General features: G+C 44.4%; 14 protein-coding genes. 6 read left to right on the top strand and 8 right to left on the bottom strand.

Annotation, left to right across the window (positions count from 1 at the left end; genetic code table 11):
* Positions 1-15 precede the first annotated feature (15 nt).
* The 3 genes from rsmD to DW103_RS10265 are packed head-to-tail and all read right to left on the bottom strand — an operon-like array spanning position 16 to position 2,012.
* A complete protein-coding gene (gene rsmD / locus DW103_RS10275; protein WP_122275772.1) occupies positions 16-558 on the bottom strand; it encodes a 16S rRNA (guanine(966)-N(2))-methyltransferase RsmD in 543 nt (180 codons plus the stop codon).
* Positions 549-1,373, bottom strand: coding sequence for a DUF3822 family protein (locus DW103_RS10270; RefSeq protein WP_122275770.1), 825 nt, complete (start codon positions 1,371-1,373; stop codon positions 549-551). Before DW103_RS10270 ends, rsmD begins: the two co-directional genes overlap by 10 nt.
* Before the next feature lie 9 nt (positions 1,374-1,382).
* Positions 1,383-2,012 (bottom strand): hypothetical protein, encoded by a 630-nt coding sequence (locus tag DW103_RS10265; RefSeq protein ID WP_122275768.1) that lies wholly within the window; start codon positions 2,010-2,012, stop codon positions 1,383-1,385.
* 93 nt (positions 2,013-2,105) lie between these two features.
* Here DW103_RS10265 and DW103_RS10260 point away from each other — a divergent pair, with 93 nt between their 5' ends.
* From DW103_RS10260 to DW103_RS10240, 5 genes are all read left to right on the top strand, one after another.
* Entirely contained in the window at positions 2,106-3,521 is a 1,416-nt protein-coding gene (locus tag DW103_RS10260; protein ID WP_122275766.1) for an ATP-dependent RecD-like DNA helicase, read from the top strand.
* A 191-nt stretch (positions 3,522-3,712) separates the two neighbouring features.
* Positions 3,713-4,501: a hypothetical protein gene (locus tag DW103_RS10255; RefSeq protein WP_122275809.1), complete on the top strand. Its 789-nt coding sequence runs from the start codon at positions 3,713-3,715 to the stop codon at positions 4,499-4,501.
* An 11-nt stretch (positions 4,502-4,512) separates the two neighbouring features.
* Complete coding sequence (gene rsmI, locus DW103_RS10250) at positions 4,513-5,217, top strand: 16S rRNA (cytidine(1402)-2'-O)-methyltransferase (protein WP_122275764.1); 705 nt, start codon at positions 4,513-4,515, stop codon at positions 5,215-5,217.
* 18 nt (positions 5,218-5,235) lie between these two features.
* Positions 5,236-6,108, top strand: a complete 873-nt coding sequence (locus DW103_RS10245) for a hypothetical protein (protein ID WP_122275762.1) — start codon at positions 5,236-5,238, stop codon at positions 6,106-6,108.
* The gene (locus tag DW103_RS10240; protein WP_122275760.1) at positions 6,108-6,800 is read left to right on the top strand and encodes a YjjG family noncanonical pyrimidine nucleotidase; all 693 of its coding nucleotides are present in this window, start codon (positions 6,108-6,110) and stop codon (positions 6,798-6,800) included. The genes DW103_RS10245 and DW103_RS10240 overlap by 1 nt, the downstream gene beginning before the upstream one ends.
* Positions 6,801-6,831: 31 nt before the next feature.
* On the opposite strand, the gene DW103_RS10235 is transcribed toward DW103_RS10240, so the two are convergent.
* The 4 genes from DW103_RS10235 to DW103_RS10220 are packed head-to-tail and all read right to left on the bottom strand — an operon-like array spanning position 6,832 to position 10,786.
* Positions 6,832-8,412: a peptide chain release factor 3 gene (locus tag DW103_RS10235; RefSeq protein WP_122275758.1), complete on the bottom strand. Its 1,581-nt coding sequence runs from the start codon at positions 8,410-8,412 to the stop codon at positions 6,832-6,834.
* A 17-nt stretch (positions 8,413-8,429) separates the two neighbouring features.
* Positions 8,430-9,308, bottom strand: coding sequence for a dTDP-4-dehydrorhamnose reductase (rfbD, locus tag DW103_RS10230; protein ID WP_122275756.1), 879 nt, complete (start codon positions 9,306-9,308; stop codon positions 8,430-8,432).
* 6 nt (positions 9,309-9,314) lie between these two features.
* Positions 9,315-9,863: a DUF4924 family protein gene (locus DW103_RS10225; protein ID WP_122275754.1), complete on the bottom strand. Its 549-nt coding sequence runs from the start codon at positions 9,861-9,863 to the stop codon at positions 9,315-9,317.
* Positions 9,860-10,786, bottom strand: coding sequence for a Mur ligase family protein (locus tag DW103_RS10220; RefSeq protein ID WP_122275752.1), 927 nt, complete (start codon positions 10,784-10,786; stop codon positions 9,860-9,862). The genes DW103_RS10225 and DW103_RS10220 overlap by 4 nt, the downstream gene beginning before the upstream one ends.
* 98 nt (positions 10,787-10,884) lie before the next feature.
* Between DW103_RS10220 and DW103_RS10215 the strand changes: the two genes are divergently transcribed.
* A complete protein-coding gene (locus DW103_RS10215) occupies positions 10,885-11,724 on the top strand; it encodes an MBL fold metallo-hydrolase (protein ID WP_122275750.1) in 840 nt (279 codons plus the stop codon).
* Between the two features lie 127 nt (positions 11,725-11,851).
* Here the strand turns inward: DW103_RS10215 and DW103_RS18115 are convergent, their stop codons facing one another.
* Positions 11,852-12,025, bottom strand: coding sequence for a hypothetical protein (locus DW103_RS18115; RefSeq protein WP_158576687.1), 174 nt, complete (start codon positions 12,023-12,025; stop codon positions 11,852-11,854).
* Between the last annotated feature and the right edge of the window lie 48 nt (positions 12,026-12,073).

Genomic DNA, 12,073 nt, shown 5'->3' with positions numbered 1-12,073 from the left:
AGCAACCCTGCAAAACTACGTTTTTTTGTAGAAGATACTGAAATTGACGGAACCGTAAACACGGTGTTGGTGGAAATAAGGTAAACCGGAAAAATCGTTTGTCTTAGGATGTTCCATCACAAACAAACCGCCGTCGCGCAAAAGGTCACGCTCAAAGACAAGAGCAGGAACTTCCGGTAATTCTTTTAACGCATAAGGCGGGTCGGCAAAAATGAAATCGTAACTCTTAGCCGGTGCGGAATTCAGATAACGGAATGCATCTCCCCGGATTAACTGAAGCGCATCCGTTTTGAGTTCTTTGGCAACTTTAGCTATAAAAGAAGCATGCGCATTGTTTTTTTCCACAGCTGTCACACTCCGGCACCCGCGAGAAAGCAGTTCAAAGGAAATACTTCCCGTACCGGCAAACAAGTCCAGCGCATCCATGCTATCCAAATCAATCAAATTACCGATAACATTAAAAATATTCTCTTTAGCAAAATCCGTTGTCGGACGAGCACTGAATGTTGAGGGGACGTCAAAACGACGACGACCGTAAATACCACTTATTATTCGCATAATGATAAAGCTATTAAATCCAAAGGAGCTTGTACTATTTCCGACCCTAACAAATAGGCTTCGGAAGGTATTTCCAACGGCTCGATATATTGTAAATAGTTCCGCAATGTCTTTACGACAGTATTACACAAAGAGGTTTCACCTAAAAACCGCAATTGGTCTTTCTGTTGATTCATGCCGACCTGTTTCCATATGTATAAAATATAGTAGAGAATATCGTCGGCATGTTCATAACTAAATGAATTAACAAACATCAAATTCCCCTGCGCATAACAAACGATATCTATCATCCGGCGATGCAATACCACATACAGTTGCTTGGGTAAACGCGTCCGGCTCTGTTTTTTCCAAAGAGAAAGCACCGGATACATATGATGAACATACCGCGGATTAATCAAAGAACGGGAGCAAAACTCATAGACCTCTTCCTCTATTCCGAACACAAGTTCGGCTTCTTCATCGTACAGCCTATTATTCAGACACCGTCCTTCAGAAGAGGAAAAAGCAAACGATAGAAATTCATTCTGCCGTTTATCTTGATAAACATCTTCCGGAACCAATAGATATTGAGGGGAAACAACAACTACATTTATCCGTTTGTATGTCCAGGTAAGGAAATCGTTTTCGAAGAAAAATTCTTTTAATGAAGATATGTAAGGTTTTGCCCGGTCAAATTCCACATCCCGGTAAAAGAATGTATCACCCACCGAAGGAATATAACCGGAAAAAGAAAGTCCACCCGACCGAAGCCGGATGGACAATATATACATTTCCGAGTTATTCGTTGCTAACTTATCAGAAACAGGAATAGCCATAGGCTGCTATTAATTTTCCCAGTTACCTGCGTTGTTATTGATTTCCGTCAATGAACCTACACGCAGCCCCGGATATTTATCCATCTTTTCAGCTTTGTGTTTTTCGTTGAATACCAACTGCTTGTTCAGGTCACCCAGATAATCATCATACAGTACGCCACACTGGAACACTCTTACCGTATAACCACTGGGACTAACCAGAGTAGCCGTATCCATGGAGAACTGAATGTTCATACCCGGTACAGTAGCCATCGCATCCACATCGTAACCTGTTCCAAACAATGTATCCACGGCAGTTACCCACATTGTATCACGTTTAATCAAACCTTTTTTTACGGCTTCTTGTTCCGTCATACCTTTTTCCAGTTGCTCGTCAGTCAAAACACCTTCTTTGACAATGAACGGGAGTTTTTCTTCTTTCAAGAACTTAGACAATTCCGCAAAATTTGCAGCATGCACACCGTATACGTTCTTATACTCTATCTGAGCTTTACGGATGTCGATAAGACGCTTTTGAATCAAAGCTTCACGACTTTCCCTTTCTTCTTTGAACTCGATAGGAGTCATAATACTTCTGTAGCACATGTACACAAGCAGTAACACCGCTGCAGCTAATAAAATTTTCAATGTAACTTTCATGGTTTGTATTGTTTTTTGAATTTATTTCGTTCGGCAAATTTAAAAAAGAATATTTAATACACTACCTTTATAGCGAAAATTATTGCAATCAAAATGATAAATAGTTATTTAAGCCGCCAAATTACACAAAATTTCCCGTATAAACCAACGGATGATCAACTTTTAGCGTTAAATATACTGGCGGACTTTCTACTTTCGGATATTCAGGATTCTCTATTATTGCTCAAAGGATATGCCGGGACAGGAAAAACTTCATTGGTTGGCGCCCTCGTAAAAACAATGAACGAATTGAAGCAAAAAAGCGTCTTACTCGCTCCTACGGGACGGGCGGCAAAGGTTTTTTCCGGATATGCTGGGCAAAAGGCTTATACAATACATAAAAAAATATACCGTCAGAAAGCTTTTTCCAACGAACCGACAGGGTTTCTTCCTGCCGATAATCTGCATAAAGACACCTTGTTCATCGTAGACGAAGCCTCTATGATTTCCAATGACGGGACGGATTCGTTCGTGTTCGGAACCGGACGGTTGTTGGACGATTTGATACAATATGTCTATTCCGGCGAAAACTGCCGGTTGATACTCATGGGCGACGTGGCACAGCTGCCCCCCGTTATGCAAAGTGAAAGTCCTGCCTTGAACGTGGAAATCCTGAAAGGTTATAACCTGAATGTAGAGGAAATCACGCTTACTCAGGTAGTCCGCCAAAGCGGGGATTCCGGTATTCTGTTCAATGCGACCCGGCTACGTGACGCACTGCGAAACGAAATGGTTGAGATATTCCCCAAATTGCGTCTGAAAGGGTTCGCCGATTTTCGAAGAGTGAGCGGCGAGGAACTGATTGAGGAGATTTCTTCAGCCTACAGCCGCGATGGTATCGAAGAGACAATGGTTATCTCCCGTTCCAACAAACGGGCCACAATCTACAACAATGGCATCCGCAACCGGATTCTGTACCGGGAAGAAGAACTTTCATCGGGTGACAGGCTGATGGTTGCAAAAAACAATTATTTCTGGACAAACGACTGTAAGGAAATGGATTTTATCGCGAACGGAGAAATCATCCAAGTGCTGCGGGTTAAGCGGACTACGGAGTTGTATGGCTTCCGCTTTGCTGATGTAAATATCCGTTTTCAGGATTACGAGATTGAAATGGAACTTAAAATCTTACTGGATACATTGCAGACTGACTCGCCGGCCTTACCGAAGGACTTGAACGACAAACTTTTCTATACCATACTCGAAGATTATGAAGATATTCCGACTAAGGCCGGAAAAATGAAAAAGATGAAGGCCGACCCCCACTATAACGTCCTACAGGTAAAATACGCCTATGCCGTCACCTGCCATAAAGCACAAGGCGGGCAATGGATGAACGTATTCCTAGACATCGGGTATATTACGGAGGAGATGCTGGGCGAAGATTTCTACCGTTGGCTATACACAGCTTTCACACGTGCCACCCACCGGCTGTATCTGGTAAACCTGCCCGATGAATTTATCGAATAACTAAATGTTATCACTATCCCGTGTAAATGGAATTAATTGAGCAGGCAATTTGAATTACCCGCACGGGTAATATATTTTAACATAACAATATTTTATGGGATAACAGCGTTACATATATAAGAAATGACTATTTTTGTTGCAAGATAAACGAACCGTTGATTCGTGACGTTTTACAAAAAGGTAAAAAAGGAATGGCAAATAAAGACAAAATAGATTATCTGCTTTTAGACATCAGGGAACTCGAGACACTGATTGCCGGAATGCGGAACGCGGAAATATATCCGGTTTCTTTTTTCGGACAAACATTCAATCTGACTCATAAGATACTAAAAGAGTTGCATACGCTTGAAACGGAACAAATAGATATGCTCCGCAAGCAAATGGAAGAGCATCAGGCAATGATACAATCTATGCCGGGACGGGTTGCAACTCCAATGCCTGAAATTCCTAAAGAAAAAGAAGTAATCCAAGTCCCTGTTCCGGAAAAAAAAGAAGTGGTCGTAGCGGCGAAGGAGGAAACAATTCCGGCTCCCGAAAAAACTACGGAAGCTCCGATACCTCCAATACAAGAAGAAGCGACTCCTGTTATTCCGGAGAAACCTGTTGCGGAACCGATTATTGAGGTTCACCCGAAACCGGAACAGAAATCCGAGCCGGAACGGAAACCGGAACCGGAAATCATTCCCGAAGCAACAGCCAAATCTGCCGCAAACGAGAAAACGGGACTATTCCTCAATGACATACTGGAGAAAAAAAATCTATCCGATTTCCGGAAAGCATTCAGTTTGAACGACCGTTTCCGCTTTCGCAGGGAATTGTTTGGTGGCGACGAAGGACGAATGAACAAGGCAATAAACGACCTCAACAATATTCATTCGTATGAAGACTCCATTACTTATTTGAATAACGAATTAAAATGGAATATAGAAGATGAAGCGGTGGCGGATTTTATCAAACTGCTGGAAAAACGCTTCCTCTGAATAATGTAAATATGGCAAAACTAACTGTAGTACCTACCCCCGTCGGAAATCTGGAAGATATGACATTCCGGGCTATAAGAGTGCTGAAAGAGGCAGACCTCATTTTGGCGGAGGATACGCGTACTACCGGTATTCTGCTCAAGCATTTCGAGATACAGAACCGGATGCAGTCGCATCATAAATTCAATGAACATAAAACGGTCGAACAAATTGCCACCCGCATCAAGGGAGGCGAGAATATTGCGCTTGTGTCCGATGCCGGTACACCTGCAATTTCGGACCCGGGATTTATGCTCGTCCGCGAATGTGTCCGCCAGGGTGTCGATGTGGAATGTCTGCCGGGAGCAACCGCTTTCGTGCCGGCTTTGGTAGCATCGGGATTACCGAACGAAAAGTTCTGTTTCGAAGGTTTCCTTCCTCAAAAAAAAGGACGGCAAACGAGACTGAAAGAGCTATCCGCGGAATACCGCACCATCATTTTTTATGAATCCCCTTTCCGGCTGGTTAAGACACTTACCCAGTTGGCTGAATTTTTCAGTATGGACCGCCCCGTTTCCGTCTCCCGTGAAATATCCAAGATACACGAAGAGACCGTTCGCGGTACGCTCGAAGAAGTAATCGCTCACTTTACCGTGAACGAACCGAAAGGGGAAATTGTTATTGTATTAGCAGGCTTAAAAGATAAAAAGGACAAAGAGACAGGAACAGAAGTGTAACGTAAAAACAAAAAGAACATGAAAAGAGTAGTAATTGCAGCATGTATCTGCACAGCCATGCTGGCCTCCTGCGGACAGAATTCAGCAGAATACAAGAAGCTGAAAGCAGAAAATGATTCTCTCAAAATAGAGAGTACGAAAAGCACAGCGGAGATGAATGAAATCCTCTCCATCCTGAATGACGTAGAGGCTGATATCCAGTCTATCCGTGATGCAGAAAATTATCTTAACATACAACAGCAAAAAGGCGATTTGGCTAAAAGCAATCGCGACCAGATTAGAGAAAATATGCAGATTATCAGCGAAACGCTGAAAAAGAACAAGCAGCAAATCGGAGAATTGCAGGATAAGCTGAAAAAGAGCGGTATCCAATCGGCTGCCCTGAAAAAGACAATCGACCGTCTTTCGTCCGAACTGGACCAGAAAGCAACAATGATTGTAGCTTTGCAGGAAGATTTGGCTAAAAAGAATGTCCGCATCCAAGAACTGGACGAAATGGTTTCCGCCTTAAACGAAGATGTGGAAGAACTGGCAACGACAACCGCTGCACAATCTGAAAAAATCAGCTCGCAGGATAAGGCATTGAATACGGCTTATTACTGCTTTGGTACTGCCAAAGAGCTGAAAGACCAGAAAATCCTTTCCGGTGGTGGCCTTTTTTCCAAATCAAAAGTATTGCAGAGCGGGTTCAATAAAGATTATTTCATCTCAATCGATATCCGCGAAGTAAAAGAAATTCCGTTGTTTGCCGGTAAGGCCAAACTGAAATCCAATCACCCGGAAGGCTCCTACGAGTTTACGAAAGATGAAGACGGAAATTTAACTTTAAAAATTACAGATACAAAAGCATTCTGGAGCCTGGGTAAGTATCTGGTGATAGAAGTAGGATAATGAGATACAAAAATCTCTTCATAGACTTGGACGATACCCTTTGGGATACGTACCATAACAATAAGGAATGCCTCGAAGAACTATATGCCGTCCACCACTTTGAACGACATTATGCCTCCTTCGAGGCTTTCTTTGATATTTACTGGCCGCACAACAACCTGCTGTGGGAACAGTACCGGAATGGAGAGATAGACCGCCAGACGCTTATCATCGAACGTTTCCGCTACATGCTCCGCCCGATGGGAATAGAAGACGTAAAGTCTGTTCTGGCAATCAATAATGAGTTCTTACAACGTACCACCAGTAAGACGCGACTTGTTCCCGGGGCTATCGAACTATTGACATACCTCCGCCCTTCCTACAAGATGTATATTTTATCGAATGGTTTCCGGGAGGTACAGTTCAAAAAGCTCAGTAATTCCGGCTTGGCTCCTTATTTTGAAAAAATGATTTTATCGGAAGATGCCGGTATACAGAAACCTCATAAAGGTATTTTCGATTTCGCCCTAAAAAACACGAACTCCCGTCGTGCCGAAACACTGATGATAGGCGACAGCTGGGATGCCGACATCATCGGGGCATACAATTCCCGTATCGACCAGCTTTGGCTCAACCCGGAAGGTCTGCCGGCAAAAGGATTTACACCGACTTACACTGTCGCATCTCTGGAAGAAATCAAAAATATCTTATAAGGATTCCTCCTTTTTTCGTTATCCTGCCAAATTAAAACTCTGAAGTAAAATGGAACTTGATATCAGGGAAATCCTGTTGTGCCATCATCAGCACATATCCCGAATCGGCTAAGTAGACATCTCGTCCTTCTTTATCGATAGCCATATATTGCGCTTTACGTCTTTTGAAGTTTTCAAGGGCGGTGGCATTGTCGCTCTCAATCCAGCAGGCTTTATACAAACTGATTGGCTCCCATTTACACTGCGCGCCATATTCATGGAGCAAACGGTATTGGATAACTTCAAACTGCAATTGTCCGACAGTCCCAATAATCTTGCGACCGTTGAACTGGTTCGTGAAAAGTTGTGCAACACCCTCGTCCATCAACTGCTCGATACCCTTGTTCAGCTGTTTAGCTTTCATCGGATCGGCATTCTCGATATATTTAAACATTTCGGGAGAGAAACTGGGTAATCCTTTAAAGTGAAGCTCTTCTCCGGAAGTCAAGGTATCACCAATCTTGAAGTTTCCGGTATCGGGCAAACCTATAATATCACCGGCAAAAGCCTCATCTACCACCTCCTTTTTCTGCGCCATGAAAGCCGTCGGGCTACTGAAACGCATCATCTTGCCAAAACGTACATGCTTATAATTGGCATTCCGCTCGAAGCGTCCCGAACAAATTTTGACAAACGCAATACAGCTACGGTGATTTGGGTCCATATTGGCATGTATCTTAAATATAAAGCCGGAGAAATTATCCTCTTCCGGATCTACCATACGTTCTACTGCCTGAACCGGACGGGGAGAAGGAGCGATGTTGATAAAACAATCCAGCAACTCTTTCACTCCGAAATTGTTCAACGCGGAACCGAAAAATACCGGAGCGATATCCCCTTTCAGATAGGTGGCGACGTCAAATTCCGGATATACCCCTTCTATCAGCTCGATGTCGGAACGCAGCTTTTCGGCCTGTTCCGGTTCGATATAGGTTTCCAGCTCCGGACTGTTGATATCTTTAAACTCTACGTTCTCCGTCACATATTGCTTGCTCGGCGTATAGAGATTCAGTTTCTGTTCGTATATATTATAGACGCCACGGAAACGTTGGCCCATGTCGATAGGCCAGCTCAAGGGACGGACGTTGATATGCAGTTCTTCTTCTATTTCGTCCAGCAAATCGAACGGGTCTTTACCGTCGCGGTCCATTTTGTTTACAAAAACAATAACCGGAGTCTTACGCATACGGCAAACTTCCATCAGTTTACGAGTCTGGGCTTCCACCCCTTTAGCTGTGTCGATTACAATGATTACACTATCGACGGCTGTCAACGTACGAAATGTATCTTCGGCAAAATCCTGGTGACCGGGCGTATCGAGGATATTGATTTTATGACCGGAATAGTCGAAAGCCATCACGGAGGTTGCGACGGAGATACCACGTTGTTTTTCTATTTCCATCCAGTCGGAAGTGGCCGTCTTCTTAATCTTGTTCGATTTTACGGCACCGGCAACATGAATAGCTCCCCCAAACAGCAGCAACTTTTCGGTAAGAGTTGTCTTACCGGCATCCGGGTGGCTGATGATGGCAAACGTTCTTCTTCTCTCAATCTCTTCAGAATATTGACTCATTGTATGTTATGTTGTTTTTATTGTTTGCTTAAATTGCCCGACAGTTTCAGACAGGCATGCAGGCTTTCTTCCCAATGAGGGACAGTCAGGCCATAAGTCGCTTTTATCTTCGCTTTGTTCAGCACACTGAAATGCGGACGGGCGGCTTTAGCCGGATAATCCTTTGTTTCTATAGGAAGGACACGGGCTTTCAGGCCGGCCAATTGCAATATCTTCACCGTGAAATCGTACCAACTACACACCCCTTCATCGGAAAAATGATAAATACCGGGAACAAAAGAGCCTCCTTCCGCCTTTTCCAGAATAGTCAGAATGGCAACAGCCAAGTCGCCGGCATAAGTCGGACTTCCTATCTGGTCGAATACAACCCGTATCTCATCCTTTTCGTTCCCCAAACGAAGCATCGTTTTCACAAAATTATTACCGTATTCGGAATAAAGCCATGCCGTACGGATAATCACGGCATCCGGACAGGCTTCCTGCAACGCCTGTTCGCCGGCCAGCTTCGTACGTCCGTAGACAGAAGCCGGACAAGTCACGTCCGTTTCGACATAAGGAAGATAGTTCGTCCCATCGAAAACATAATCGGTCGAGACATGAATCACCCGGGCACCAACCCTATGCGCCGCTTCACCCAAATTCCGAACCGCATCCCGGTTGATACGCAAACAAAGCGCTTCATCCTCTTCCGCCTTATCCACAGCAGTATAGGCAGCACAGTTCAAGACGTAATCCACCTTCTTTTCTTTCACATAAGCATGTACGGCAGAAGCATCGCAGATATCCAACGTATCCACATCCGTAAAAAGGAAAGCATAACCGGGATACCCGACTACCCGCTGACGGATGGAATTACCCAACTGACCGTTAGCACCTGTCACTAAAACTGTTTTCATTTCCTGTTAATCTTCTAATTTCAGCTCCCCATTCATATCTTCACGATATTTTTCGGCCAGAAGAGCCAGGAAAGAGCTAATTTGTTTGATACCCTCCATTGTCTCCGAACTCACGTTTTTCCCTTGCATTTTCAGCATCAGGAAGCCATAAATCGCATTGAAACACGTTTCCAGTTCGGGAAGGTCTTCCCCACCCGATTTGGCACGAAGCTGCACAATATACGGAAGGGTTTTATAATAAGCGGATCCATAAAGCATCTCTTTCGGCGATTTGAGCAAGCGGAGATGCAAATCGGTCAGCGCGATAATTACATTCTTATTCAACTGGATATGTCCTTTCTCCTTCACACCTTCGGAACGCATCATTTCAATCAATTCCTCGTACCACCGGGCTATTTCTTCCTTCACCTCGTCCGGTTGGTCGTAATGGGCAATGACGGTACGCCGGAGGGAGTCCATATCAAAATTGTTGGCACGTATCAGGTCTTCCACCTGCCACATGTACAACAGATATTCGGCAATGTTTTCTTTTCTTTTTTGTCGTGCGATAATCATGGTTGCAAAGATACACTATATTCAGATAACGCCTGATAAAAATCAGCATCTTTTACACCTAACTGTCGGCAAGCCAGACGCGCAGCATTCAGATTAATAAGGAAATAGCGGTCCGGCACATAGACGGGATAATCTCCGTAACGTGTCTTCAGATACGTCTGTCCATCCTTTTCTATTACTTCATGCTGGTTGTAGGGCATGGCAGTGATGTCTTCACGCACTTCTCCCGCCAGCTGCAACACGACCGGATCGCCTTCAAAGTAAATCAATTTGCCTTCACGTTCGATGGAAGAAGCAAAATTACGGAATGTGCTATGATAAGCCTCCGGCGAGGCGTGGTCCGTCTCGGGCGTCCACGACAAATTAGTCAGGATAGCAATATGCGGACGGTAGAATTCGAGCCGGAAACGTTTTTCCAACGCAGAAGTCACATGCTCATCCCCTTCGATAATCGCTATCCGGGCTTCATAGCTCAGATGCACACGGTTGGACAAGAGAGGTATTTCACTGGTCAACGCATAGTCGAACGCAAGTTTCTGTCGCTTCAGGGCACAAACAATCATCGAAATGATTGTTTTCTTTCCCCGGCTACCGGCTACAACCACTCGTATCTTTGCTTTGGTCCGCTGAAAAATAAATTCAGGGATTGAAAGCACCAACAATCCCAATTCCTTTGCTCGTATCAATTCGGGGTTTTCCTGCCTGACAGTAGCCCCTAATACCACAAATTGAATATCTTTAGTTAATCTCTCCGGAAACCATCCGTTCCCATAACAGGAACATCCTTCTTCTCCAAGTTTAGCCAGGACTGCATCTGTCAGTCCGTCTCCGGATACGCTTACTTCATATCCTTTTTGATGAAGCGCTAATGCCAGATCATAAACCAGAGGTTCGGTTACGGAGATTAAATGAACTTTTCGCATTGCTTAGATTTTGAATGCAAATGTACGCATTTTCATTTATGGAACAATTGCCTTGAAAAGAAAAAAACTTCCCTATATTTGTATCCAAAGTATAACAGATGGACTTACAACTCATTGACACAGGCTTTTTCTATGCGGACGGTGGCGCCATGTTCGGTGCCATACCCAAAACGGCTTGGAGCCGCCGTTATCCCTGCGATGAACGGAACGGATGTGTGCTGGCCATGCGAACCGTTTTGGTGACTACAGATTGCGGGCGTATCATCCTGATTGACAACGGAGCCGGGGAGAAACACCTGAAGCAACTCAGCTATTACCGTTTTTTCGCCCTTGCGGACTTGAATACCGAATTACTAAAACGAGGCATCTCGCCGGAACAAATTACAGACGTAGTCCTCACCCACCTCCATTTCGACCATTGCGGCTACGTGACCCGGGAAAAACAACAGCCGGACCACACGCCGGGCTATGAATTATCCTTTCCCAACGCCACCCATTGGGTGAGCAGGAGGCAATGGGAGAATTTCCTCCATCCGAACGCACTTGAAAAGGATTCTTACTTCATTGAAAACATGCAGGCGGTGGAAGAGAACGGCAAACTTTACCTGATAGATGAAGATACGCAGCTTTGCCCCGTTGTGAACCTCCGCCTCTTCGACGGACATACGCCCGGCCAAATTGCCCCCTACATCACGATGCCCGAACGTACTTACGTATTTGCCGGTGACGTAATCCCCCTGGAGGCAAGCGTTTCCCCCGAATGGATTTCCGCCTACGACACCTACCCTGTTCTTTCCTACCGCGAAAAAATCCGGATGCTGGAAGAAGCTGCCCGCGAGAAACAGGCACTTATTTATTGCCACGATGCCTATACACGTTGCAGCACTGTGAAGAAAGTAAACGCCTTTTACAAGAAAGAGAATGTGATTAATCTATAATAAAGATACGAGAGAGGTAAAAAGGGTCGGTAGCTTTCCTAAGAAAGCCGCCGAGTATTAAAAAAAGACTATAGTCTTTCATTCAAAAAGCGTAAGACTTTTCGATAAAGATTCATATCTTCTTTTTTCATTCGACAACATGAGCCCCTTTTTCTTTCCCGAAACGTACATGTTTCAACTCTTTTTCCAGACGGCTCCGTTCGCGCAGGGTTCGTGCGATACCTACCACAACCAATATCAATCCGATGACCAATACCAATGTGGCAACCGTCAATACTAAAATGAGTATTTGCCCATGCATATCCGATTATTTTTTGCACAAAGATGAAGAATAAGGAGGAGAATTATG

Origin of the sequence: Parabacteroides sp. AM08-6 (assembly GCF_003473295.1) — a bacterium.
Taxonomy (GTDB): domain Bacteria; phylum Bacteroidota; class Bacteroidia; order Bacteroidales; family Tannerellaceae; genus Parabacteroides.
Note: the sequence above shows the minus strand (reverse complement) of the source record. Positions and strands in the feature narration are given on the sequence as shown.